At 65.9% G+C, this 26,290-nt stretch carries 17 protein-coding genes; 10 read left to right on the top strand and 7 right to left on the bottom strand.

Annotated features, from left to right (window positions below; genetic code table 11):
* Positions 1-111 precede the first annotated feature (111 nt).
* Entirely contained in the window at positions 112-450 is a 339-nt protein-coding gene (locus tag Q352_RS0112545; RefSeq protein WP_028499651.1) for a P-II family nitrogen regulator, read from the bottom strand.
* A 114-nt stretch (positions 451-564) separates the two neighbouring features.
* On the opposite strand from Q352_RS0112545, the gene purL reads away from it, so the two are divergent.
* Together purL and Q352_RS0112535 are read left to right on the top strand one after the other, a co-directional pair.
* Complete coding sequence (gene purL / locus Q352_RS0112540; RefSeq protein ID WP_028499650.1) at positions 565-4,527, top strand: phosphoribosylformylglycinamidine synthase; 3,963 nt, start codon at positions 565-567, stop codon at positions 4,525-4,527.
* A 76-nt stretch (positions 4,528-4,603) separates the two neighbouring features.
* The gene (locus Q352_RS0112535; RefSeq protein WP_028499649.1) at positions 4,604-5,083 is read left to right on the top strand and encodes an AtaL-like protein; all 480 of its coding nucleotides are present in this window, start codon (positions 4,604-4,606) and stop codon (positions 5,081-5,083) included.
* Positions 5,084-5,087: 4 nt separating this feature from the next.
* Here Q352_RS0112535 and Q352_RS0112530 read toward each other — a convergent pair whose 3' ends face one another.
* The 4 genes from Q352_RS0112530 to Q352_RS0112515 form a co-directional block, all read right to left on the bottom strand.
* Positions 5,088-5,684 (bottom strand): HD domain-containing protein, encoded by a 597-nt coding sequence (locus Q352_RS0112530; protein ID WP_028499648.1) that lies wholly within the window; start codon positions 5,682-5,684, stop codon positions 5,088-5,090.
* 90 nt (positions 5,685-5,774) lie between these two features.
* Positions 5,775-7,106 carry a branched-chain amino acid transport system II carrier protein gene (gene brnQ / locus Q352_RS0112525; RefSeq protein ID WP_028499647.1) on the bottom strand — a complete coding sequence of 444 codons (1,332 nt, stop codon included), beginning with the start codon at positions 7,104-7,106 and terminating at the stop codon, positions 5,775-5,777.
* 272 nt (positions 7,107-7,378) lie between these two features.
* Complete coding sequence (locus Q352_RS0112520; RefSeq protein ID WP_028499646.1) at positions 7,379-8,527, bottom strand: GGDEF domain-containing protein; 1,149 nt, start codon at positions 8,525-8,527, stop codon at positions 7,379-7,381.
* 41 nt (positions 8,528-8,568) lie between these two features.
* On the bottom strand, positions 8,569-10,926 hold the full coding sequence (locus Q352_RS0112515) for a TonB-dependent receptor (protein ID WP_051528923.1): 2,358 nt from the start codon (positions 10,924-10,926) through the stop codon (positions 8,569-8,571).
* 182 nt (positions 10,927-11,108) lie between these two features.
* Here Q352_RS0112515 and sbcD point away from each other — a divergent pair, with 182 nt between their 5' ends.
* The 5 genes from sbcD to Q352_RS0112490 all read left to right on the top strand — a co-directional run bounded on the left by sbcD (position 11,109) and on the right by Q352_RS0112490 (position 18,912).
* The gene (sbcD, locus tag Q352_RS0112510) at positions 11,109-12,329 is read left to right on the top strand and encodes an exonuclease subunit SbcD (RefSeq protein ID WP_028499644.1); all 1,221 of its coding nucleotides are present in this window, start codon (positions 11,109-11,111) and stop codon (positions 12,327-12,329) included.
* The gene (locus tag Q352_RS0112505; protein ID WP_028499643.1) at positions 12,326-15,748 is read left to right on the top strand and encodes an AAA family ATPase; all 3,423 of its coding nucleotides are present in this window, start codon (positions 12,326-12,328) and stop codon (positions 15,746-15,748) included. Before sbcD ends, Q352_RS0112505 begins: the two co-directional genes overlap by 4 nt.
* 246 nt (positions 15,749-15,994) lie before the next feature.
* The gene (locus tag Q352_RS0112500; protein WP_211249626.1) at positions 15,995-17,161 is read left to right on the top strand and encodes a hypothetical protein; all 1,167 of its coding nucleotides are present in this window, start codon (positions 15,995-15,997) and stop codon (positions 17,159-17,161) included.
* A complete protein-coding gene (locus Q352_RS0112495) occupies positions 17,152-18,216 on the top strand; it encodes a hypothetical protein (protein ID WP_028499641.1) in 1,065 nt (354 codons plus the stop codon). The genes Q352_RS0112500 and Q352_RS0112495 overlap by 10 nt, the downstream gene beginning before the upstream one ends.
* A gap of 54 nt (positions 18,217-18,270) precedes the next feature.
* Positions 18,271-18,912, top strand: a complete 642-nt coding sequence (locus tag Q352_RS0112490; protein WP_028499640.1) for a hypothetical protein — start codon at positions 18,271-18,273, stop codon at positions 18,910-18,912.
* A gap of 35 nt (positions 18,913-18,947) precedes the next feature.
* Here Q352_RS0112490 and Q352_RS24440 read toward each other — a convergent pair whose 3' ends face one another.
* Complete coding sequence (locus tag Q352_RS24440; RefSeq protein WP_373280119.1) at positions 18,948-19,442, bottom strand: tRNA nucleotidyltransferase/poly(A) polymerase-related protein; 495 nt, start codon at positions 19,440-19,442, stop codon at positions 18,948-18,950.
* Between Q352_RS24440 and Q352_RS20955 the strand changes: the two genes are divergently transcribed.
* Positions 19,344-20,276, top strand: a complete 933-nt coding sequence (locus Q352_RS20955) for a CsgG/HfaB family protein (RefSeq protein ID WP_373280118.1) — start codon at positions 19,344-19,346, stop codon at positions 20,274-20,276. The two genes, Q352_RS24440 and Q352_RS20955, sit on opposite strands and share 99 nt — an antisense overlap.
* A 65-nt stretch (positions 20,277-20,341) precedes the next feature.
* Here the strand turns inward: Q352_RS20955 and Q352_RS0112480 are convergent, their stop codons facing one another.
* Complete coding sequence (locus Q352_RS0112480; protein WP_028499639.1) at positions 20,342-21,706, bottom strand: tetratricopeptide repeat protein; 1,365 nt, start codon at positions 21,704-21,706, stop codon at positions 20,342-20,344.
* Between the two features lie 240 nt (positions 21,707-21,946).
* Here Q352_RS0112480 and Q352_RS0112475 point away from each other — a divergent pair, with 240 nt between their 5' ends.
* Both Q352_RS0112475 and Q352_RS22345 read left to right on the top strand, forming a co-directional pair.
* Positions 21,947-22,240, top strand: coding sequence for a hypothetical protein (locus Q352_RS0112475; protein ID WP_169735651.1), 294 nt, complete (start codon positions 21,947-21,949; stop codon positions 22,238-22,240).
* A 160-nt stretch (positions 22,241-22,400) separates the two neighbouring features.
* The gene (locus Q352_RS22345; protein ID WP_051528920.1) at positions 22,401-26,285 is read left to right on the top strand and encodes a Hint domain-containing protein; all 3,885 of its coding nucleotides are present in this window, start codon (positions 22,401-22,403) and stop codon (positions 26,283-26,285) included.
* Positions 26,286-26,290 lie beyond the last annotated feature (5 nt).

Genomic DNA, 26,290 nt, shown 5'->3' with positions numbered 1-26,290 from the left:
CCGCCCATAAACCCCTCCCGCGAAGAACGGACGGGCGTTCCCTTGCGGTGGCGGGACCGGGCAGGATTCCATCAGGCAGAGTACCGCGCCCGGCTGTGCGCAGTGTGCAGCCTAGACCGCGCTTTCGCCGGTTTCGCCGGTGCGGATGCGGACCACCTGTTCGACCGGGAACACGAAGATCTTGCCATCGCCGATCTTGCCGGTGCGGGCAGCGTTGGTGATCGACTCGATCGCGCGGTCGACCAGATCGTCGGCCAGCACCAGTTCGATCTTCACCTTCGGCAGGAAGTCGACGACGTACTCGGCGCCACGGTACAGCTCGGTGTGGCCCTTCTGGCGACCGAACCCCTTGACCTCGGTGACCGTCAGGCCGTTGACGCCGAGCTCGGACAGGGACTCGCGGACCTCGTCGAGCTTGAACGGTTTGATAATGGCCTCGATCTTCTTCACGGTATTCTCCTGATTTGATGGGCATCAATCCATAGTGGATGTTGCCCAGTTCATGGGGGCAGCGTTAATACTGTATCATGCACGGCTTGATTTCATTACGATGCGAGTGTCGCAATGCCCGTCATTTCCAAGCTCCGAGGCGGTTCCGCCTTGTCCTCGTTCCGCAGCGAAAAGCTGGAACGTTCGGCCGCAGAAGCCGGTCTCCCCGGCCTGTCCGTGCGGGCCGAGTTCTGGCATTTCATTGAGAGCGATACCGAGCTTAGCGCCGAAGAACTGGCCACGCTGGATCGCCTGCTGACCTATGGTGAATCCGCACTGGGCGACGCGTCCGGTGGCGACCTGTTCCTGGTGCTGCCCCGTCTGGGTACCGTATCGCCATGGTCGTCCAAGGCGACTGACATTGCCAGCCATTGCGGTCTGGCCCAGGTTCGCCGCCTTGAGCGCGGGGTGGCCTGGTATGTCGAGGCCGGCCATCCGCTGGATGCCGCGCAGCGCGCGACGCTGTCCGCACTGCTGGCCGACCGCATGACCGAACAGGTCTGGGACGACTTTGCCGCCGCTGACCGCCTGTTCGAACATGTCGCGCCCCGCCCGCTGGCCCACGTCGACGTGCTGACCGGCGGCCGTGCCGCCCTGGAGGCCGCCAACCGGGAAATGGGCCTGGCGCTGTCGGTCGACGAAATTGATTACTTGTTCGACAATTTCAGTGCCATGCAGCGCAACCCGACCGACGTCGAACTGATGATGTTCGCGCAGGCGAACAGCGAGCATTGCCGGCACAAGATCTTCAACGCCGATTTCATTATCGACGGTGAAGCACAGGCCAAGAGCCTGTTCCGCATGATCCGCGACACCCATGACGCCCACCCGCAGGGCACGCTGGTCGCGTACAAGGACAACTCGTCGGTGATCGAGGGCGGTTTCATCGACCGCTTCTATCCGGTCGCCGGCCACTACGGCTACGCGTACAACACCGAGCCGACCCATATCCTGATGAAGGTCGAGACCCACAACCACCCGACGGCGATCTCGCCGTTCCCGGGGGCGGCGACCGGCTCCGGCGGGGAAATCCGTGACGAAGGCGCTACCGGCCGCGGCTCGCGCCCGAAGGCCGGCCTGACCGGTTTCACCACCTCGAACCTGAACATTCCCGGTTTTGTCCAGCCGTGGGAAGCCCATTCCGACACCGCCAGTGAATACGGCCGCCCGGCGCGCATCGCCAGCGCGCTGCAGATCATGCTCGATGGTCCGATCGGCGGCGCCGCGTTCAACAATGAATTCGGCCGCCCGAACCTGACCGGTTATTTCCGTACCTTCGAACAGACCTTCGAGGGCGAAGTGCGCGGCTATCACAAGCCGATCATGATTGCCGGCGGCCTGGGCAATATCCAGGGCCGGCATGTCGAGAAGGACGGGCTGCCAGAAGGCGCGCTGCTGATCGTGCTCGGTGGTCCGGGTTTCCTGATCGGCCTGGGCGGCGGGGCGGCATCGTCGATGGACACCGGCTCGAACGTGGCCGACCTGGACTTCGATTCGGTCCAGCGCGGCAATCCGGAAATCGAGCGCCGTGCGCAGGAAGTCATCGACCGCTGCTGGCAGATGGGCGAACAGAACCCGATCCTGTCGATTCACGACGTCGGTGCCGGTGGTCTGTCCAACGCGCTGCCGGAGCTGATCAACGACGCCGGCCGTGGCGGTCTGATCGAGCTGCGCCGGGTGCTGATCGAAGAGACCGGCATGTCGCCGAAGGAAATCTGGTGCAACGAATCGCAGGAGCGCTATGTGCTCGCGGTGGCACCGGAATCGATGGCGGTATTCCGCGACCTGGCCGACCGCGAGCGCTGCCCGTTTGCCGTGGTCGGCACGGCGACGGCCAAGCGCCAGCTGCAGGTGCTCGACAGCCTGTTCGGCAACAGCGCGGTCGATATGCCGCTCGACGTGCTGCTCGGCAAGCCGCCGCGCATGACGCGTGACGTGCAGCGGATCGAGCGTCCGTTCCGCGTGTTCGACGCCTCGCGCTACGAACTGAAGGAAACCGCCTACCGCGTGCTGCGGCTGCCGGCGGTGGCCAGCAAGAATTTCCTGATCACCATTGGTGACCGTACCGTTGGCGGCATGACCGCGCGTGACCAGATGGTCGGTCGCTGGCAGGTGCCGGTCGCTGACGTGGCGGTGACTGCCATGGGCTTCAACAGCTATCGCGGCGAAGCGATGGCGATGGGCGAGCGTACGCCGACCGCGCTGTTCAACCCGGCGGCCAGCGGCCGCCTGGCCGTGGCCGAGGCGATCACCAATATCGCCGCTACCTATATCGGTCAGGGCAACATCGGCAATATCAAGCTGTCGGCGAACTGGATGGCTGCAGCCGGCCATCCCGGCGAGGAAGCCGCGCTGTACGACACCGTCGATGCCGTGTCCAGACTGTGCCAGCGCATCGGCGTGTCGATCCCGGTCGGCAAGGACTCGCTGTCGATGAAGACGGTGTGGCAGGAGGATGGCGAGCAGAAGGCCGTGACCGCGCCGCTGTCGCTGGTGATTACCGCCTTCGCGCCGGTCGAGGACATCAAGCGCACGGTGACGCCGGCGCTGAATGCCGACGGCGATACCGACCTGATCCTGATCGACCTCGGCCATGGCCGTTGCGCGCTGGGCGGTTCGGCCTTCAGCCAGGTGTATCGCGACATGCTGGGCCGCGCGCCCGACCTCGACCAGCCGGGCGAACTGATTGCCCTGTTCGAGACGGTCCAGTCGCTGCTGCGCGACAACCTGCTGACCGCCTACCATGACCGTTCCGACGGCGGCCTGTTCGCCACGCTGGCGGAAATGATGTTCGCCGGCCATGTCGGCGTGACCATCGACATCGACGAACTGGCGATCGAGCGCAAGGTGACGCAGCGCGTCATCAATGACTTCACCCAGTCCGATCCGGGGCAGGCCGACCATGCACGCAATATGCGAGTGCTGTTCACCGAGGAAATCGGTGTCGTGCTGCAGGTGAAGAAGGCGCATACCTCGGAAGCCATTTCGCGCTTCACCCGCGCCGGTCTTGGCCGCGCGCTGTTCGTTATCGGCTCGACCAACAAGGCGGACAAGCTGATTGTCCGTCGCGGCGGCAAGCCGATCCTCGACGAGGCCCGCCACGATCTGTTCAAGGCCTGGAGCGAGACCAGCTGGCAGCTGCAGCGGCTGCGCGACAATCCGGCCTGCGCCGACAGCGAATATGCGCTGCTGGCCGACACCGCGGCCACACGCCTCGATGCGCGGCTGTCGTTCGACGTCAGCGAGAACCCGGCCGCACCGTTCATCGCCACCGGCAACCGCCCGCGCATTGCCATCCTGCGCGAGCAGGGCGTCAACGGGCAGCTGGAAATGGCCGCCGCCTTCGACCGCGCCGGTTTTGCCGCCGTCGATGTTCACATGAGCGACATCATTGCCGGTCGCGTGTCGCTGCACGATTTCAAGGGCCTGGCCGCCTGCGGTGGCTTCAGCTACGGCGACGTACTCGGTGCCGGCGAAGGCTGGGCCAAGTCCATCCTGTTCAATGCCCGGGCCCGCGACGAGTTCGAGCACTTCTTTGCCCGCAATGACGTGTTTGCCCTTGGCGTGTGCAACGGTTGCCAGATGATGTCGAATCTGTCCGAAATCATCCCGGGTGCCGAGGCATGGCCGAAGTTCCACCGCAATGCGTCCGAACAGTTCGAGGCCCGCTTCAGCATGGTCGAGATCCAGGACAGTCCGTCGATCCTGCTGGCCGATATGGCCGGCAGCCGGCTGCCGGTGGTGGTCAGCCATGGTGAAGGCCGTGCGGTGTTCGCGCCGGGAGCGCAGGACAAGGCCATCGTGTCGCTGCGCTATGTCGACGGCCGCGGCCTGGCGACCGAGCGCTATCCGCTGAACCCGAACGGCTCGCCGGCCGGCATCACCAGCGTGACCACGGAAGACGGTCGCTTCACCATCATGATGCCGCACCCGGAACGGGTGTTCCGCACGGTGCAGAACTCGTGGCATCCGGCCGACTGGGGCGAAAACGGCGCCTGGTTCCGCATGTTCGCCAATGCGCGGAAGTGGCTGGGCTGATACCCGCAAGGCGGCAATCCCACCTCGTCAGGCCGGCGGGCTCACGTCCGCCGGCCTGACGTTCGAAGGGCGACACATGCAGTACGAACACCTGATTGAAGTCAACGACCCGAACAACCCGATGCTGGCGCAACTGACGCGCCAGCAACTGTGGCGCGGGCTGATCCATCGCATCGAGGCACCGGGCGAGTTCCTGCCCGGCGTCGAGGCCGTGACCCTGGTCAGCCGCAGCGACGTGCATATCGAGCGCGTCATGCAACTGGGGGCGCTGAGCGTGCATGACCGCATCGACCTCGAACACGAGCAGCGGCTGCACTATCACACCCGCGCCGGCAGCAACCATCTGGGCGGCGAACTGGTGGTGACGATAGAGGAGCCGGACGAGGGGCACCTGTTCGTGCGCTTCCGCTACGACACGCCGGTGGCCGATCTGCCGGAAGATGGCGTCGACTACGTAGGCTATCTGAAGGCCGCCTATCGCAAGATGGATGCCGAGGCGATCGGTCTGATTCGCGAGCTGGCCGCAACGGACCGGCTGGACGGACCGGCCGCCTGAGCGATCAGCCGAAGAAACCGGCCGCGTCGGCCGAGTCCAGCTTGTCGCGCAGCCAGTCGGCGGCAAGCGGACAGCCGAGCGCGACCTGGGACACGGCGCGTGCCAGCACCTGTGCCTTGCTGACACCATTTTCGCGCCAGCTCTGGCCGCCGAGCGCCAGATTCAGCAGCACCGGCATCAGCCGGTCCATGGCATGGGCGAACCGCGCTTCCGGCGTGCGCTGATCTTCGAATTCCTGCCAGATGTCAAAGAAGGTCGCTGCCTGCGCGTCGGGCAGCAGACCGAAGATGCGCTGTACCGCCGTGCGCTCGGCCTGCTCGCGCTCGGCGCCATGGTGGTTGTCGCCGTACAGGATGGCATCGCCGGTGTCGATTTCGGCCAGATCGTGCAGCAGCAGCATCCTGATCACCTTGTCGGTATCGACCGGCTCGGTGGCATGCCGGGTCAGGGTCAGCGCCAGCAGCGCAACCTGCCAGCTGTGCTCGGCAGTATTCTCGTAGCGATCGATCGTGACCGGCTTGTTCTTGCGCAGAACGGCCTTGAGCCGGTCGATCTCGATGATGAAGGCGAACTGTTGCTCAAGCTGGGAAAAATCTGACATGGCGGCGCTGACTGAAAGCGGAAACCGCCGATTTTACCGGCTGCCGGCGCAACAGGGCAGCGCCCCGTGCGCGGCAGGCCGTTTCTGGCGTCAGCTGTCCTGCGCCACCGTCCGCTCGGCATGGCGCGGCACGAAGCGGTCGGCCAGCGCGCAGCAGACCAGCACCGTCAGCGACGGCACCAGCCAGCTCATGCCTTCGCTGGCCAGCGGCAGGGCGGCGACCTGATCCAGTCCCCAGGCTTCCAGACCGGCGGCCTTGATGCCGTCGGCGATGCCGAACAGCAGGGCGATCGCCATGGTCGGCGCGACCACCAGTCGCGGCGAGCGCCACTTCGACTCGATAAAGCTGAGCAGGATCATGACGATGCACGGCGGGTAGACGGCGGTCAGCACCGGCAGCGATACCCGCAGCAGCGCATCCAGACCCATATTCGATACCAGCAGCGAGAACAGGGCGGTGGTGATGGCGATCTTGTTGTATGACACGCCGAGCAGTTCGCTGAAGAATTCGCTGAAGGCGGTGATCAGGCCAACGGCCGTGACCAGGCAGGCGATGCCGATCAGCACGGCGAGGAAGGTGCTGCCGCCGGTGCCGAAGGTGTGCTGGACATAGGCGTGCAGCAGCGCGGCGCCGTTGCTGGCGTCGCTGGCGATGCCATGGCTGGTGTTGCCGAGCTGGAACAGACTCAGGTAGACCAGCACCAGACCGGTGCCGGCGATCAGGCCGGCAATCACGGTGTAGCGGGCAATCGAGCGGGTCGAGGTGATGCCGCGCGAGCGGATGGCGTTGGCGATGACCAGGCCGAACATCAGCGCGCCCAGCGTATCCATGGTCTGGTAGCCGGCAACCATGCCCTGGGACAGGGCGCTGTCCTGATAGCTGGCGGCGACCGGGCCGACGGTGCCGGCCGGCCACAGACAGGCGGCGACGCCAAGGATGGCCAGGGCAGCGATCTTCAGCGGCGCCAGGCACTTGCCGACGCTGTCGAGCAGGCGACCCGGCTTCAGCGAGATCAGCAGGACCAGCACGAAATAGATGATCGAGAACAGCAGCAGGTGCAGGTCGCTGTGGCCGAGTGCCGGCGCGATTCCGGCCTCATAGGTGACCACGGCCGTGCGCGGAACGGCGAACAGCGGACCGATGGCGAGGTAGCAGACTACCGCCAGCACCATGCCGGCGGTGCGGCCCAGCGGCAGGGTCAGCCGGCCCAGCCCACCGCCAGCGCGGGCCATGGCGACCACGGTGGCGATCGGCAGGCCGACGGCGGTGATCAGGAAGCCGGCGGCGGCAGGCCAGACCTGGCTGCCGGACTCGAAACCGACCATCGGCGGGAAGATGATGTTGCCTGCACCCACAAAAAGGGCAAAGGTCATGAAGCCCAGGGCAATGATGTCCTGGACGGAAAGGGTTTCGCGATTCATAGACGACGGCACGCTGCGGAAAATGAAAAAACCGTCCGTCGGCCGGAGGGCGCGAGGGAACGGGTCCATGCAAGAAGAAATTCTGTCCGACAAGCAGTCAATCCGTGGATTGCACGGAAATGAGGGCTAATGCTGGGAATCTGGTCATGCGCAGCGAACCGTTTTGCAATTCGCATAAATGCCAGTGAAAAATGTGAGTAAATACTATGCTCTAGCCGCGCAAATCGCAATATGAGTTGCTGCTCATGCACCGCTGCGGTGCCGGGTTTTTCTCAGGCGGGCTGCAAAACGGTGCGGTTGCGACCGGCATGCTTGGCTGCGTACAGCAGGCTGTCGGCACGGGCGAGGCTGTCGGCCAGCGTTTCGTACGGATGGCAGGTCACCACGCCGAAGCTGGCCGTGATCTGCCGTGATGCCGGCACCAGCGGAAAAGTGCTCTGGGCAAACTCGGCGCGCAGGCGCTCGGCAAAGCCCAGCCCGCCGTCCAGATCGGTGTTGGCGAGCAGAATGGCGAATTCCTCGCCGCCGATGCGACCGGCGGCATCGTCCGGCCGCAGCCGGTGCCGCACCAGCGTACCGAAGGTCTCCAGCACGGCGTCGCCGGCGGCATGGCCGAACGCATCGTTGACCCGCTTGAAGTGGTCGATGTCACAGATAATGACGCAGACCGGGTGAAAGCCGGGGTCCCGCAGACGATGGGTGGCCTGGCTGTCGAAGCCGCGGCGGTTCAGCAGGCGCGTCAGCACATCCTGGTCGCGTTCGCGGCTCAGCAGCTCGATCCGGTCCAGCATCATCGCCGTCAGCAGGGTCAGCGCCAGCAGCACGCTGAAAATCAGCAATGACATCTGCAGCGTGAGCCAGAACGGCGAATGGCCGTACTGGTCCGGCAGCGGCGACAGCGGCTTCAGCGCCAGCAGCATGCGCGGGATGAAGCCGAGCGCGAAAGCCAGAAACACCCAGAACACCGCCCGGTCGATCCGTCGCCGCCGCGATGCCGGATACAGCTGCAGCGCGGTCAGCAGGAACAGAATGAAGAAGCCGAAGTTGTGCAGGCGGACGCGCCGGGTCAGATCCGGCGTGACATAGCACAGCACATAGGTGGCGCCGACCATCCCCGCCAGCATCAGGATGGCCAGTGGCAGCGGCAGATGCCGGCCCGCACGGCGCAGGGCCCCGTCGGCCAGCAGCAGGGCGCTGAGCGTGTACAGCGTGACCGACAGCATGGCGTTCAGCGACAGATCGCCCGGCACCGCCAGGATCTGCATGGACATGCCGCCGGCGAACAGCGCATAGCTGCCGGCCAGGTGCAGCAGATGGCGTTCGCTGCGCGAGGTGTGCCAGGCGAACAGGAAACCGCTGGCGAACAGCAAGGCGATGCCGGGGGCGCCGAGCATCAGGATCTGCAGAGTGGATAACGTCAAGATCAGCAGCCCGGGAGTGGGGACATGATGTTGGTCATGGTTCAGAAATCGTAGCGTACGGTGGCGCCCAGCGTGCGCGGCGTGCCGACCGACGCGGTGTATGCCCCGTTGGCTGTGGCGGCGACGGCCGGGAAGTAGCGCTTGTCGAGCACATTACGTGCCCAGAGTGAGAGACTCCATAGCGAAGCGCCATGCCCGAGGCGCCAGCCGGTGGCCAGGTCGAGCAGGCCATAGGCCGGGATGCGCGAATAGACCGAACCGTCCAGTGTCCCGTCCTGACCCGAGCGCCATGCATAGGCCGCACTCAGATAGTGTTGCACATCAGCCGACCAGCGGTACCGGTATTCCCCTGACAGATTGACGATCCAGCGCGGCGCGCCGGCGACCTGGCGGCCGCTCAGGCTGCAGACTGCGTTCGGGTACGGGATGTTGACCTCGGCCGGGCATGGGGCATTGTCGTAGCGGCGGTAGCGGGCATCGTTCAGCGACGCATTCAGCGTCAGCGTCAGTCCGCGCAGCGGCAGCACCTGCAGGTCCAGCTCGGCGCCGCGGGTGCGGACATCGCCGGCATTGGTCAGCACCTGCACATAGGCGCCGCTCAGACTCTTGACCGGTACCAGCGTCGTGGTCTGGTAGCCGTGGACTTCGGCCCAGAACAGATTGGCGTTCAGCAGCACGCGGTGGTCCCACAGCGTGCTTTTCAGACCGAGGTCGAGATTGTTGACCCGTTCCGGTCCGACCAGCAGCGAGTCCGGGCCCAGCGGTCCCGGTGCCGTGCCGGGGCCGGTCAGATTGACGCCGCCGGACTTCTCGCCGTGCGACAGCGTGATATAGCCGAGCAGGTCGGGACGCAGCCGGTAGCTGGCGTTCAGCAGTGCGGACGGACTCCACTGCTCCAGCCGCAGGGTGCCGCTGTCGTAGGCACCGAGCAGGCCCGGCTGGTTGCGGATCGGCGCCAGCAGGGCGGAACCGCCGACCGGGCTGTCGCGAGTGACGCGCGCCTCCTTCAGTTCATAGCTGGCGCGCAGGCCGGCGCTCAGGTCGAACCGGTCGTCGACATGCCAGGTGCCCTGGCCGAACAGCGCATAACTGCTGGTGTCCTGCTGGCCGGGGTTTTCGCTTCTCACACTGGCGAGCAGGCCGGTCGGCGCGCCCTGCAGGAAAATGTCGGCGGCGGGGCCGAACGACAGTGACAGCCGGTTGCGCAGCCGCTGCTGCATGTAGAACGCACCGACCACATAGTCGAACCGGCCTCCGGCCGGCGAGGCCAGCCGCAGTTCCTGTGACAACTGGCGGTTGCGTACCGTCACCCCGTTGTCGAGCACCTTGACGTTCAGCTCGTCGGTGGCGACCGGGTCGTAGTTCCAGAAGCGGCCGGCAGTGATCGAGGTCAGCCGGAAACCGCTGTCGAACAGCCAGTTGGCCTCGGCCGACAGTCCGCCCTGTTCGACCTCGATGCGCGGCGTTTCATCAATATTGGTCTGATAGCGCGTCGGGTCGCTGACGATGCCGGTGGCGCCGGCCGCGATCGCCCGGCGCAGCGCAAGGCCGGGGCCGAGACTGTAGATGACCTGGGTGCCGGAACTGGATTTCTCCGCGTTGTAGTCGGCAATCAGCCGCAGGCTGAAACTGTCATCGGGGGTGAACAGCATCTGGGCGCGCACGCCGTCACGGTGGCCGCCGTTGAGCCGGTCGCCGTTGTACAGATTGGTCACCGTGCCGGCATCCTGCGAGCGATAGACCACGATCCGTCCCGCTACCTCATCGGTCAGCGGCCCGGACAGCATGGCGCGGGCCTGGACCCGGCCGTGCTGGCCGGCCGACATCTCCAGACTGCGTTCCGGGGTGAAATCCGGCCGGCGGGTGCTGATGTTCAGTACGCCGGCCGTGGTGTTCTTGCCGAACAGCGTGCCCTGGGGACCGCGCATCAGCTCGATCTGTTCGATATCGAGCAGATCAAAGACCGCCATGCCCGGGCGGCTCAGGTACACATTGTCCAGATAGAGGCCGGTACTGCCCTCCAGTCCGTCATTGGCCGGGTTGTTGCCCAGCCCGCGTACCGCAATGCTGGTCTGGCGCGGATTGATAAAGGCGACACTGGTGCTGGGCAGGAGCTGCTGGATATCCTCGATCCGGTCGATGCGCCGGGCCTCCAGCGTGGCGCCGTCGACCACGCTGACCGGCGCCGGCACTTCCTGCGCCAGTTCCTCGCGCCGTCGCGCACTCACTGTCAGCGGTGCCAGCGACGGCGTATCGGCCCCGGTTGCAGCGTGGCCGGCCGCCGCGGGTGGCGGTGCCGGCTCGGCATGCAGCGGGGAGGACAGCAGGGCGGTCAGGGCCAGCGGCACAAGCGGGTGGCAGCGCGGTGAGGACAAGCGTGCAGGCAATCTGCGTTTCATGCGATTCGTCAATTCTGGTGGGGGTCGGCACGTACCGGTACATGGCATTGGCGATACAGCGGATAATGCCGGCCTGCCGTGGCCGGCGACAGGATATAAGCAATTGATTTTTTGGTCGACGGTCATATTGATTTGTCACGTTTTTGCCGACCTGCCGCGAGACAGTATTTTTTCAGGCTGACATGAAAATTCTTCACACTTCCGACTGGCACCTTGGCCAGCACTTCATGGGCAAGACACGCCAGGCCGAGCATCTGGCTTTTATCGACTGGCTGATTGGCCAGGTCGATGCGCAGCAGGTTGATGCCGTCATCGTGGCCGGCGACCTGTTCGATACCGGCGCGCCGCCAAGCTATGCACGCGAGCTGTACAACCACTTTGTGGTCGAATTGTCGGCAACCGGCGCGCAGCTGGTGCTGCTGGGCGGGAACCACGATTCGGTGGCGACGCTGAGCGAGAGCCGGACCTTGCTGGCGCGGCTGAATGCCCACGTAATCCCCTGTGCCGGCGGGCTGCCGGAAGCCCAGGTGCTGCTGCTGCCGCAGCGCAATGGCGAGGCGGGGGCGCTGCTGTGCGCGGTGCCGTTCATTCGCCCGCGCGACGTGCTGCAAAGCCAGGCCGGGCAGAGTGCCGAAGACAAGCAGCTGTCGCTGCAGGATGCCATCCGCCGCCACTACCATGCACTGCATGCGCAGGCCTGCCGGCTGCGCGAGGCGCGCGGCGATGCCCTGCCGATCATCGCTACCGGCCACCTGACCACGGTCGGCGCCAGCGCCAGCGAGTCGGTACGGGAAATCTACGTCGGTTCGCTGGATGCCTTCCCGACCAGCGCGTTTCCGCCGGCCGACTACATTGCCCTCGGCCATATCCACCGGCCGCAGAAAGTCGGCGGGCTGGAGCATATCCGCTACAGCGGTTCGCCGATTCCGCTCGGCTTCGACGAGGCCGGGCAGGGCAAGGAAGTGCTGCTGGTCGAACTGGACAGCAGTGGCCTGCGCGTGGTGACGCCGCTGCCGGTGCCGCGCTTCCAGGCCCTGCTCAGCGTGGCCGGTTCGCTGGCCGAACTCGGTGACGCCATCCGCGACGCGGCGACTCACGGCGACGCCGAACGGCCGGTCTGGCTGGAAGTCCGGGTGCGGGAGGACGACTATCTGTCCGACCTGCAGACCCGCATCGACGCGCTGACCGATGGCCTGCCGGTCGAGGTGCTGCGCATCCGTCGCGACCGCGACCGCGCCGCCGTCGCGCTGACCGGCGAAGCCAGCGAAACCCTGGACGAACTGACGCCGGACGACGTGTTCGCCCGCCGGCTGCAGGGCGAAACCCTGAGTGATGAACTGAAAACCCGGCTTGAGCGGCGCTACCGCGAGATCGTCGCCGGGCTGCAGGAGGATGCCGCATGAAGATCCTGACCCTGCGGCTGAAGAACCTGAACTCGCTGAAGGGCGAATGGTTTATCGACTTCAGTGCCGAGCCGTTCCGCGACAACGGCCTGTTCGCCATTACCGGACCGACCGGCGCCGGCAAGACCACACTGCTCGATGCGCTGTGCCTGGCGCTGTATCACAAGACCCCGCGTCTCGACACCGTGTCGGCCGGCAGCAATGAACTGATGACCCGGCATACCGCCGACTGCCTGGCCGAGGTCGAATTCGAGGTCAAGGGTGCCCGCTATCGCGCATTCTGGAGCCAGCGCCGCTCGCGCGACCGCGCCGACGGGGCGCTGCAGTCGCCACGGGTGGAGCTGGCCGATGGCGACGGCACCATCCTGACCACGCATATCAATGACAAGCTCAAGCGGATCGAAGCCATTACCGGACTGGACTTCGGCCGCTTCACCAAATCGATGTTGCTGGCGCAGGGCGGCTTTGCCGCGTTTCTGAACGCCAGTGCCAACGAACGCGCCGAGCTGCTGGAAGAACTGACCGGCACCGACATCTACGGGCAGATTTCGCAGCGGGTGTTCGAGCGGACCCGTGACGCCCGGCTGGCGCTGGAGCAGCTGCGTGCGCGCGCCGACGGTGTCGACCTGCTCGGTGACGAGGCCCGCGCCGCGCTGCAGGCCGAAACCGCAGCGCTGGGCGAACGTGACACGGTGCTGGCGGCCGAAGCGGCGACGGTGCAGGCGCACTGGCAATGGTGCGCCGACCTGGTCCAGGCCGAACAGACCCGGGATGCCGCTGCCGCGCGTCGTCAGGCTGCGGAAGCTGCCTGGCGTGACGCCGGCGCCGACCTGGCACGACTGGCGGCAGCCGGGCCGGCCGACGCGTTGCGGCCGCTGGCGGCCGCGCTGGCCCAGGCCGAAGCCGCGCGGCAGCGTACCCGCGATGATCTGGCGGCCCTGGCCGGCCAGCGTGAGGACAGCGAACGGCAACGGCTCGACCTGCATGGCCGGGCGCGGTCGCGGGCAGCGCAGCTCGCCGCTGCCGAACGCGAGCGGCTGGAGACCATCACGCAGCAGCGGCAGGCGCTGGAGCTGACGCTGGCCGCCCATCCGCAGCATGCGCGGCTGGGCGAGCAACTGGGCGGCTGGCGCGGTCAGTTCGCCGCGCTGGCCCGGCTGCAGACGGAACATGACCGGCTGCAGACCGCACGGGACGAACTGGCTGCGCGGCAGCAGGCGCTGGCGCAGGACATTGAGCGCCAGCAGGCGCAATGTGCGCAGGCCGGTCTGGCGCTGACGGCTGCCCGCGATGCCGACACCCGGGCCGGGGCGCATCGCCTTGCCGTACTGGCCGGCAAGGATGCCGCCATGCTGCGTGCCGACTGGCAGCGGCAGCAGCAGGGTGTGCATGCGCTCGAACAGCTGACAGCCACTGCGGCACAGCGGCGCAAGCTGGCCGCGCAGCAACGGCAATGGCAGGAGCAGCAGACGCAACTGCAGCAGGAACACCGGCAGCTCGACGACGAACGCCGCGCGCTGCGGCTGGCGTACAAGAATGTGCAGGAGCAGATCACGGACAAGGAAGCGCTGCTGGAGCAGGAGCAGCGCATCCAGAGTCTGGAAGTGCTGCGTACCGGCCTGCGTCCCGGGGACGCCTGCCCGCTGTGCGGGGCGCATGAACACCCGTCCATTGCCGCCTATCACGCCATCGATCCGTCGCAGACCCGGCTGACTCTGGCGCAGAAGCGCACCGAACTGGAAGCGCTGCGCGAACGCGGGCAGGCGCTGACCGGACGCATCAGCCGGCTGGCGACACAGCTGGAACAGCTGGAGATCCAGCAGGCACAGGCCGTGCGTGATGCCGATGCGCTGGCCGCCGGCTGGCAGGCCGCTGCCGCGGCATGGGAACTGGGCGACGACGACTGGCTGGATGCGGCCGCGCTGCAGGCCCGCAGCCAGCGGCAGCAGGACGCGCTGACTGCCGCTGCCGCCGCTGTCAGCGAACTCGACCGTGCCGAAGCTGCCCTGACCGCCGCCCGCCAGGACTGTCATCGCCAGGCGCAGGCACTGGCCGGCTTGCAGCAGCAGTTGGCACTGTCGCAGCAGGCGCTGGCCGCCGGTGACAAGCAGGATGACGAATTGCGGCAACAACTGGCCGGGTGCCGTCAGGAAGCGGAGGCCCAGCAGGCTGCACTGGCGGAAACGCTGGCCGGCTTCGGCCACGCGCTACCGGCCGACAGTGCGGCATGGCTGGCCGGTCGCGAGGCCGAATGGGCGCAGTGGCAGCAGGGGCAGGAACGCCTGCAGGTGCTGAAAGACGCGCTGTTGCGGCAACAGCCGCTGGCGGAGGCCGCTGCCCGGCAGGCGCAGGACTGGCAGCAGCGCTGGCACGCCCTCGGCATGGGGGAGGCCGTCCCGCTGCCTGAGGTGGCCGATCCGGCTGCCGATCTGGCCCGCTGCGTGGCCGGTATCGACGACGCACAGCAGACGCTGGCGCAATTGCATGGCCGGCAGCAGCAACTGGACGCCGACCTGATTGCCCACCAGCGGCAGGTCGCCGGCGCCGATACCGGCTGGCGACTGGCGCTGGCGGCCAGCCCGTTCGACGATGCCGCCGCCTTCCGCGCGGCGCTGCTGGACGATGACCAGCGCCAGCGCCTGCAGGACATCAAGTCGCGGCTGGAGCAGGAGCGGCTGGAAGCCGACACCCTGCTGCAGGCCGCACAGCAGGCGCTCGATGCGCTGAACGCCGCGCCGCCTACGGCACTGACCCGCGAGGCGCTGGAACAGCAACTGGCCACGCTGGCCGAACAGCGCCGCGCCGTCGCGCAGCGGCAGGGGGAGATTCGCGCACTGCTGGCGGCAGACGACGAACGCCGGGCCAGTCAGCAGGCGCTGCTGGCGCAGATCGACGCCCAGGCCGACGACGTCGACCTGTGGCAGCGACTGGATGGCCTGATCGGCTCGGCCCGCGGCGACAAGTACCGCAAGTTTGCCCAGGGGCTGACGCTGGATCATCTGGTTCATCTGGCCAACCGGCAACTGTTGCGGCTGCACGGTCGCTACCAGCTGCGGCGCCGGCACGGTGGCGAGCTGGAGCTGGAGATAGTCGATACCTGGCAGGGCGATGTGGCCCGCGATACGCGCACGCTGTCCGGTGGCGAGAGTTTTCTGGTCAGCCTGGCGCTGGCGCTGGCGCTGTCCGATCTGGTCAGCCACAAGACCTCGATCGATTCGCTGTTCCTCGACGAGGGCTTCGGCACGCTGGATGGCGAGACGCTGGAGATCGCGCTGGATGCGCTCGACAGCCTGAATGCGAGCGGCAAGATGATCGGCGTCATCAGCCATGTCGAGGCGATGAAGGAACGCATTCCGGTGCAGATCCGCATCGGCAAGGGCAATGGCGTCGGCGTGTCGACCCTCAGCATCAGCCAGTGAATCCGGGCTGCACCCCCCGCCCGCGTCGCAGAGGCTGCGCAGGCGGGGGCCATGCTGGACATCATTCAATTGCGATAAAAATCCGGGCGAAAATCATGACATTCATGTACATTATCGCGCTGGAAAATTAACAATAGCCGTTTCAGCATATTGTCATTGTTGCTGATCTGATGTCACTGACGTCGACCGGCAACAGCCCGGGGTTCCGGACTGCGTGTCCGGTATCGCCACCTGGGTTCCCATTCCGTGATCAAGAAAATCCTGTCGAGTTGCTCGGTCGTGGTCCTGCTCTGTCTGGCCACCACAGCCTCCGCCGCTACTGTCACCTTTGCCGGCATTGCCTATTCCGGCGACAGCAAATCCATTCCGCAGCGCTTTCCGCACAGCCTGAAGCTGGAGAAATCCCGGACGGCTGCCGGCCTGACGCTGAACGCGCAATTGTCGTCGGCGCTGGCCAGCAGCAAGCCGGCGCACTTTGAACTGAACCAGACCGGCCTGACCTCGCTGAAAGGCCAGGATCAGGCCATCGTCGTCGCACTGCTGATCACCGGGGAAACGGTATCGGCGGAACGCTTCGGCTCAGTGGCGAAACTGCTGACCCAGGTTCGCGCCCAGGCGATGTTCTTCGACTTCAAGACCATGTCGGTGCTGCGCGCCTATCCGTTCAGTTTCACCCACCTCGACGTGATCGACCACATGCCGGGCAATGCCGAAATGCAGGCGCGCTTCAGCACGCTGTACTACGGCGACCAGGGCAAGCCGGGCATCCTGAACCGCTTTGTCGACATTGTCGGCGCGGCCACCATTCCCGAGCATGTGCCGCGCTATCTGCAGGTTGGCCAGGTCAAGCTGTCGGACGAGGCGCGCGCCGTGCTGCCCGAGATGCTGACCCGCAACCCTGGCGCCGCCGAGACCTGGCTGGCCGATCTGTTTGCGGAAAACCTGTCGAGCAAGACCGGCGTGCCACTGCTGCCGTACTCGAAGGGTTATGCAATCGGCAACGTGATGTCGATGCGCATCTCCGACGGCGAGGTGTTCATGCTCAAGCTGCCCGAGGCCGATTACACCATCGCGCTGGACGTGCCGCGCTTCCGCAAGATCAAGAGCGGCGAATCCGCTGCCGGCGCCAGCTACATCTATGGCGCCTACGCCCATGTCGACATCCAGGAGCCGGTATCCGGCAAGCATTACCTGAACGCCGATTTCAAGAACGGTGAAGTCAAGCTGGTGCCGGTGACACAGAGCAGCGTCGACGACTTCCCCGCCTACCACGATGCCATCAAGGGGCTGTTCGCCAAGCTTTCCGACAACCTGGCCGGCAACAGGACCGACTGGCTGAGCTCGGCGACCGACACCTCGGGCATCAATAAACAGATCACTTCGACCCAGGAGCTTCTGAAATCATGCAAATGATTCGTTTCCTTCTCGTCAGCCTGATGTTGCTGACCGGAATCCAGGCCATGGCGGCCACGGCGACGGCCAAGGGCCAGGCCACTGTCAAATACGAAAGCTCGCTGTTCGGCCGCAAGGTCACCCCCGAGGTCAAGGCCCGCGCAGTGCTGCAGGCCCAGCTGCGGGCGGTGGAGAAGTACTACGCCGAAGCCGGCGACGCCCAGTCGCAGAACCTGGACGCCATCCGCGACAAGGTGCAGGCCGATCCGGAACGCTATGTGTTGGAAACCGCCATCCTCAGCGAGGAAGACCGTCCGGACATGGGCCAGTACACCGTGACCGTGCGCGCCACGCTGAATGTGTCGCAACTGAACAATGCAGTGAAGGCCGGCTCGGCCGTGGCGCAGAACGGCGGCGGGCAGAAGTCCAAGCTGACCTTCATCTTCGTGTCGCGTCAGACCGATACCGCGCAGAGCTTCGCCAACCGTGAATACGCGACCGCCGAGATCAAGGAACAGGGTCGCGCCACCCGCAATTCGGCCCAGTACCGGGCCTCGGTGGAAACCGGCGGCAGCACCACGCGCAAGGCAACCAGAAAGACCTACGCGATCTTCCCGAGCAACTATCTGAAAAGCGTGTTCAACGGCGTGTTCGCCGGTGCCGGCTACAAGGTGGTCGACGCTGCCTACCTGGAGCCGTACAGCAAGGGCAAGCTGAAGATCAAGGCAGTCGAAACCGACTTCAAGTCCGGCAACGACCTGCAACCGCAGACCGAACGTGACGTGGCCGCCGGCCTGCAGAACGCCCAGGTGCCGTACATCGCCTACGGCACGCTGGACGTGCGCCTGCCCGACACCGATCCGGCCACCGGCATGTACCGGGTGTCGGTCGCTGCCACCGGCAAGCTGCTGGACGCCAGCGACACCATCCCGGAAACCCGCGCCGAAGTCGGCCCGATCCAGGTCGCCGGCCTCGGCCCGACCGAGGAAGAAGCCCAGGTCAACGCGCTGAAAAAAGCCGCCGATACCGTGGCGCGCGAGCTGCTGAGCCAGATGACCAACGCCGGTCTCCGCTGAAACACCGAATTCATCAAATAGTTTTACCCGACCTTACTCAGGAGTGATTCGATCATGCGCAAATCCCTTATCGTCCTCGCCGTGGCCGCTGCCGCCCTGGCCCCGCTCAGCCACGCCGGCATGTTCGACGCCGTCAAGGGCGCTGCCAGCCTCGGCGGCAGCAGCAGCAGCAGCGGTGGCGACCTGATCGGCCAGCAGACCAAGCTGGTCGAGCTGTACGTTGCCGCCAACAAGGAAGTGCTGATGGCCCAGTCGAAGATGGCCCTGGCACTCGGTGCGAAGGATGCCGCCGCCCTGGCCAAGGCCGAAGCCGATGCGCTGACCTCGGGCGCGACCAAGGACAACCTGGCCAAGGCCGACTCGGTGCAGAGCAAGGTTGCCAAGGCAATCAGCGAAGGCCAGCAGGCACAGGGCGTGACCCTGGACGCGCAGGCCAAGAAGACCTACGCCGAAGGCATGGGCTCGCTGGGTCTGGGCCTGCTGAAGTATGCCGGCATGGCCAAGCAGTTCGACGGCTTCAAGTCGGCACTGAGCAGCGCATCGCCGATGGACCTGCCGAAGCTCAGCTCGGGTTCGTACATCATCACCAGCTTCCCGGGCAACAGCAAGAATCTGTACAACACCCTGAACCAGGCTATCAGCTTCGCCAAGAGCAATGACATCCCGGTGCCCAAGGATGCCACCAAGGCACTGTAATCACTGCGACTGACAGGGGAGGCTGAATGAAATTGCTACGCGTGATCGGTGCCAGCAGCCTGATGCTGGGTCTGCTGGCCTGCTCGCCGAAAGAGGAGGCCGCCGACAAGGCGACCGCCTCCCCGTCTGCCCAGGGCAGCGCGGCGCAGCCGATGCCGGATGCCGGCAAGGTGGGCAGTGTGACCACCACCGCCACCGGCCTGGGCGCAAGCCCGGCCGAAGCGGTCGAGGAAGCGCTGAAACTGGCGATCCGCCAGGTCAACGGCGTGTCGATGGACATGAGCTCGGAGCAGGTCAAGGCCGTGCTCAGCGTGGCCAGCGGCAAGGATGCCGAGCAGCTCAGCGCGCACGCGTTCGCCGAGTACGTCAGCCAGCAGTCCGGCGGCGTGGTGACCGGCTTCAAGCTGGTCAAGCTCGAAGAGCCCGGCCTGATGGGCAAGAGCTACAGCGCGCAGATCGAGGCGACCATCGCCAAGTTCACCGCGCCGGCCAGCAGCAACCGCCTGCGCATCGTGGTCGGCCCGGTGCATGTCGACAGCGCGTCGTTCCAGGTGGCCGGCCAGCCGGTGCCGTCGGCCAGGGTCGCGAGTGAAGTCCGTCAGCAGATCCTCAACGCGCTGACCAATACCGGTCGCTTTACCGTGCTCGAACGCGATCTGACCGACGACGTGCAGCAGGAACTGGAAATGATCGGTTCCGGGCAGACGCCGTCGGCGGAGCGCTCGAAGATGAGCCAGGCCATCAGCGCCGATCTGGTCTGGACCGGTCAGCTGAACGCGTTCTCCTATGGCAAGGACTCGGGCAACTGGGCCCTGTCGCAGCGGGTGATCAACGTCGCCAGCCGTCAGGTGCAGCTGTCCAGCATGCTGAAGGGCGATGTCGGCCGGCTGAATGCCAGCGGCGCCGATCCGGTTCGCCAGAGCATGGAAAGCCAGATGGTCGAACGGGTGGTCAGCGCCATCCTGGTGCGGACCTTCCCGATTACCGTCGCTTCGCGCGAAGGCAACCGGGTAATCCTCAGCCAGGGCGGCCAGTCGGTGCGCGAAGGCGCCCGCTATGCGCTGGTCTCGCTGGGTCAGGAGATCAAGGACCCGCAGACCGGGCAATCGCTGGGCCGGACCGAGTATGACTGCTGCGAAGTGGTGATCGACAAGGTCACACCGACCATGTCGCAGGGCCATCTGGAAAACGTGCGCATGCCGCTGGAACAGATCCCGCCCGGCGGGCTGCAACTGCGTGATCTGGCACCGGAACCGAAGGCAGCCGCTGCCGCCGGGACCGGTAACGGCACGGAGAAGAAAGCCGTCGCGAAGAAGCCGCACAAGGCCGAAAACGTGTTTGCCGGCGACAAGGACAAGTGGTAATCCGCTAGCCGGATGGACTTGCAGAACAGGAAAGAGCGCTTCGGCGCTCTTTTTCCATTCAGCGCTCAACCCGCCACCCACTCCCGCAGCGCCTGCTCGACCCTTGCCATCACCGGTTCCCAGCCGCCCCTTGGCGGCTGGCGGAACAGGCGCAGGGTCGGGTACCACGGCGTGTCCGTGCGTTCGGTCAGCCAGCGCCAGTCGGTGCGGTAGTCCGGCAACAGCAGCCAGCACGGTTTGCCCAGCGCGCCGGCCAGGTGGGCGACGGCGGTGTCGACGCTGATCACCAGGTCCAGCGCCGACACCACGGCTGCGGTTTCGGCAAAGTCCTGCAGCTCGCCGCCAAGCGGCAGCAGCGGCAGCGGGGCGCCGGCGATCTCGTCTTCGCCACGGCCTTTCTGCAGGCTGACAAACTGGATGCCGGGCACAGAGGCCAGCGGCGCCAGCAGGGCGACGGACGGCAGCGAGCGGTCGGCGTCGTTCTCGAAGCCCGGGCTGCCTTTCCACACCAGACCGACGCGGCGTGCGGTGGTCGACAGCCGCCGTGACCAGACTTCGATGCGGGCCGGATCGGCAGCCAGATACGGAATGCGGGCCGGGATGCTGTCCAGGTCGGTCCGGCAATGCCGCGGCAGGCTGAGCGGCGGCGACCAGTAGTCCCAGCCGTTGCTCGGCAGCTCGCCGGTGATGGAAAACACCGCGTCGACGTCCTGCAGGCTGCGGAACAGAGTGGTCAGGCCGGGGTGGCAGATGATGGCGATGCGGCTGGCGCCCCGGGATTTCAGCACCGCTGCGTAGCGGCAGAGCTGGATCATGTCGCCGTGGCCGGCCTCGATGGTGATGACCAGTGACTTGCCGGTCAGTGCTTCGCCGCGCCAGCGCGGGAAGGTGAAATGCCGGTTCAGGTACTCGTACCAGTTGCGTGCCTCCAGACAGCGCCAGCCCTCGTCGAAGCGGCCCTGGCGCAGCAGGATGTAGCTGAGGTTGAAGCGCGCCTTGTCATAGCCGTCATCCAGCGCCAGTGCGATGCGATAGCACTGCTCGGCCTCGTCTTCCCGCTTCATGCAGGCCAGCAGCACGCCCAGATTCGACCACGCCGCCGGTTCGCCCGGTGCGATCTGCAGCGCCTGCCGGCCGATGGCTTCCGCCTCGGCAAAGCGCTTGCCGTCCAGCAGCAGGCTGCCCAGGTTCAGCGCGATCTGCAGGCAGTCGGGGCTGAGGGCGAGGGCGCGCCGGTAGCGGGCTTCGGCTGCTGCCGCATCGCCGGCCCGCTCGTGCAGATAGGCCAGGTTCGCATGCGCCTCGGCCAGCCCGGGGTCCTGCGCCAGCGCCAGCAGAAAGCTGCGCTCGGCCCCGGCATCGTCGCCTGTCTCCATCTGCTGGTTGCCGGTGTGGAACAGCGTTTCGGCCTGCTGGCGTGCGGTGGTCATGGCAAGGGGCGGGGATGGGAACGGCCCGTATCGTAGCAGGGTGGCGGGGGGCTGGCGGTTCTCCCGTTGCCGGTGGAATAAAAAAAGCAAACAAAAGATTGCTAAGTGAATGGTGGCTGCTATGAATATATGACAATTGATCTTTTCATCGTGTTTCATGCCGTGCACAGGTTGTTATCCTGCGACCGGTCAACCCTTGCCCCCCGGAGAGCAGTGATGAGTATTCAGGCGAATGTGAACGTGAAATTCCAACTCGGGACGGACAGCTATGCGGTGGACCTGAAACTGCCGTCCAGCACGCCGACTGCCACCGCACCCTTCCTGTTCAATGTCGATTCGCTGAAACCGGATGGCACGGTGCTGGACAACCTGCTGGCGGTGGCCGTCGGCAGTTCGGCGGAAATCTATGTGGCGGTGGCGCCGCCGAAGTCGCTGCTGACCGAGGTGGCCGGCGATGTGGTGCAGCAACTGAACGTGGTGGTGTCGGAAGGCACGTACGATCCGAAGAGCCAGACTTTCAAGACCACACCCTGAGCGTCCGCTGCCGGTCCGGCGCCCGGACCGGACCGCCCGGGCGTCTTGCCGGACGAGCGTCGGCGGTGGCCTCCGCTGCGACGGGGGCCGCCGGGGCGGATTCGTGCCGGCTGCCTGCCATTTACCGTGACTGCCCTCCCTATCCGATGCCATTTCGCAGATGAAATTCCAGATCGCGGCCAGATTCGACGGGTGCACCCTGTTCGATGGCAAGCTGAACAGCACGATGCAGTGCCGGCTGGACCTGGCGGGTGAGTATTACCTGATTTACATCGACATGCCGGCCACCCGGGACCGGGTCGATGGCGACAATCTGGACGTCTTCAAACTGCTGAATCAGGCGTTTGGCACCGGCTTGCCGGAGAACGCGCTGTATGTGCAGGATGCCGGCTTCTTCACCTTTTCTCACCGTGGCACAACGCCGGGTGACAAGACCCTGCTGGACGTCTTTCCGCAGAGCATGCTGCCGGCCAGCGTGGCTGCCGTGTCCGGCCCGGTGGTCGATACCAGCAGCTTCTGGCTGACGATCCGGCTCAAGGGCAATGACCTGTTCAACAGCCTGATCGAGGTCGGCTACCGGGAAGGTGACACGCCGCAGGCCGACATTTCGCTGTCCGGCACCCTGAGCCATACCCTGAGCGCCGGCGACGCGCTGCGGCAGACGATCTATACCGCGATCCTGCCCGATATCAGGCTGCTGGGCCTGTTTGCGTTCCGGCAGCTGAAACTGCAGTACCGTTTCGCCACCGACGCCGAATATGCGATCAGCGGCAAGCTGGAACTGGCGCTGTTTGGGCAGGTCTATGGCTTCGACGGCATGGTGGTTTCCAACGCCAGGACACTGAAGGCCTGCCTGAGCGCGAGCGATCCCGGCCACGAGATCGAAAAGCTGTTCTATGGCGCCATGGTCGGGGTCACATTCCGCAAGCTGATTTTCGGCGTGTTCTATACCTTCTCCGACAGCAAGGCCAGGCCGCCGGTGAAGGCGACCGGGTTGTACCGGGTCCAGGGCAGCATCGACTATGCCAACCTGAATCTGAGCGGGCAGATCTATCTGCAGGACACCACGCCGTTGCTGGCGGCCGTCTCGGTCGACCAGGACCTGTCCATTCGCGACCTGTTTCATGCCTCGATCCCGCACTTTCACTGGCCGGACGATCTGATCGACATCACCTTTCTTGATGGCAGTTGTCTGTATTACCAGGACGAGAATAGCGGTCCGACGCCGCTCGACGTCAGCGGCTTCAACTGCCCGGTCGCGGGGCAGCTGCCGGTGGCCGTGCCGACGCAGAAGATCACCTATCTGCCCGGCTTCCATATCCATTCGGTGTTCGACATCACCCTGCTGTCCACGCTGCGGATCATCGGCGACGTGCGGATCGCCAGCAAGGGCGTCAGTGCGACGATACAGCTGGCCGATCCGATCCGGATCTACATCCTGCAGATAACCGGTGGCAAGCAAGGCGGCGGGCCGGTGTTCTCGTTCGATACCGTCGACGGCAGCACAATGGGTTTTGGCTGCAGCCTGCTGTTCTTCCAGGAAGATTTCGGCATCGACGTCAAGGTCAGGGGGCGCAAGAGCCAGGGCAGTGAGCTGAAGATCGATGGCACGCTGTCGTCCGCACAGACCTTTCCGCCGATGTTCACCACACCGCCGACACTGGGCTTTTCCTACAGCAGGAAGGATGGCTTCAAGGTCGACAACTGGCCGGCGTTCGACTTTGTCAGCGATGCGATCGACTTTATCGAAGAAATGAAGCAAATCGCCAACCGCAACCGTTCCGCCTGCGGGGCGCTGGCCGATTTCGTCAACAAGGAACTGCTGGCGTCAACCTTCAGGATCTCGCCGTCATTCTCGACCCGCAGCGACGGGCTGTATCTGGTGCTGAACGGCACGTATCGGCTGACCGCCGCCGAGGTCGAATTTGCCCACCTTGAATTTCCCGAAGCCGTGGCCTTTCCGCTGCCGGACTCGCTGTCGATGCAGGCACTGCCGGCGGCCATCGCCGATGCACTGGCCGGTGCCGCCGAGTCATTCGTCACCGGGCTGATGAACAACAGCGAAGCGGTGGCCACCTTCCTGGCGCTGATGGCCGGCAAGCAGGCTGCGCAGTATGCACTGAGTCTGGTGTGCAAGGGCCTGGCCGACGGGGCAGTCAGCGCGGCCACCGAGGCCGGCGCCACCGCGCTGGCAGCGGCGGGAGGCGTGATCTCGGCGCTGTCGATCGCTGCCGTTGGCGGCGCGGTATCCCACAGCACCAGCAAGTCGTGCTTTATCGCCGGCACCCTGGTGACGCTGGCCGATGGTGCCCGGTGCCCGATCGAATCGGTCTGCCCGGGCGATGTGCTGCTTGGCGCCGACGGTGCGCACAACCGGGTGCTGGGTCTCGACTCGCCACGGCTTGGCTCGCGCCATCTGTATGCGCTGAACCGGGGACGCCATTTCGTCACCGCCGAGCATCCGTTCATGACCCGTGCCGGCTGGTGCGCGCTCGATCCGCTGGCTACCCGGCGAGAAATCCCGGGTCTGGCCGTGGGGCTGCTGCAGGCAGGCGATCTGCTGTGCCGGCAGGACGGCAGCGTCATCGAACTGCAGACGCTGACGGCGACCCGGGCCGACGCCCGGCTGCAGCTGTACAACTTTGTGCTCGACGGCAATCACAGTTATTACGCCGACGGCTATCTGGTTCACAACAAGGACCCGCAGCCGCCGCCGATACCGGGCCAGAACCCGAAGCCGCCGGCAGGACTGAGCGCCAGTTACCTCAATGGCGTCGTGCAGGCGAGCTGGAGCAGTGCGCCGAATGCCAGTGGCTACCGGGTGCAGTGGCGGGACCCGGCTGGCAAGGTGCTGGGCGATGTGTCGCTGAGCTTCATGCAGACTTCGGCCTCGTTCCCGGTCGGGGCAGAGGCGGTGGCCGGCAACTACAGCATGGCAGTCATGGCCTGCCTCGGTGACTTCACCAGCGATGCCAGCCTGGTGTCAGTGCCGAAGCTGCAGACCCCGTTGCTGCGCGCCGGTCTGGCCACACCGACCGGTGGCACGATCGGACCGAACGTCACGCTGCTGCTGCAGTGGGATGACGTGGCCGGTGCCACCGACTATCTGCTCCGCCTGTCCCGCAACGGCGAGCGCCTGCCGCCGGAACCGGTCAAGGCACCGGCGCTGGCCCTGCCGTGGCGCTTCGATGCCGATCAGCCGGCCGGCGACTATGCGTTCTCGCTGGGCGCCAGTGCCGGTTCTGCCGCCATCCCCGGTGATGACAGCCCGGTCCAGATCTGGACCCGGCTCGGCACCCCCGGGCAAGTCCGGGCCAGCAGCAGCGGGACGACGGTCACCGCGCGCTGGACGGCCGTGGCCGGCGTGCAGCGCTATCTGCTGACCCTGCTCGACCCTGTCGGCAAACCGGTTTGCCAGCAGGTCGACGCCAGCGGCACATCGCAGGCCGAGTTGCAGCTGCCGCCACCGGTCAGCTTCGGCACCTATACGCTGTTCGTTGCCTGCCTGCCGGACAGCGCTGCCAGCCGGCAAGTGCCGGGGATCTGGAGTGCAGCCGTACTGGTGACGGTACAGGCAACGCTGACGCAACTGGCCGCCCAGTCCTTCAGTGAACACCTGGATGGCGCAGCCTGCGGACGGCGGCTGATTGCGGCTTATCCGGATGCCGACAGCACGGCCATGGCCATCGCCATGCAGCAGGCCGGCTATGTGTCGGCCGATACCGCCGCCGGGCTGAAAGCCGCCTGGCCGGACATTTCCGCCACGGCGTTGACTGCAGCGCTGATCGCCGCCTATGGCGCACCACCGGTGCCGACGCTGAATCAGTTGGCTGCCGAGGCATTCAGCGGGCACCTGGATGGCGCAGCCTGCGGGCGGCGGCTGATTGCGGCGTTCCCGGGCACCGGCAGCACGGCCATGGCCATCGCCATGCAGCAGGCCGGTTATCCGCCGGATGCAACCGGGCAGGGGCTGAAAGCCGCCTTTCCGTCGCTGTCCGCACCGGCACTGCTCGCCGCACTGGTGAGTGCCTATGGCAAGGCCTGACCCGT

This window comes from Microvirgula aerodenitrificans DSM 15089, assembly GCF_000620105.1.
GTDB classification, from domain to species: domain Bacteria; phylum Pseudomonadota; class Gammaproteobacteria; order Burkholderiales; family Aquaspirillaceae; genus Microvirgula; species Microvirgula aerodenitrificans.
This window is presented reverse-complemented; position numbering and strand designations above follow the sequence as displayed.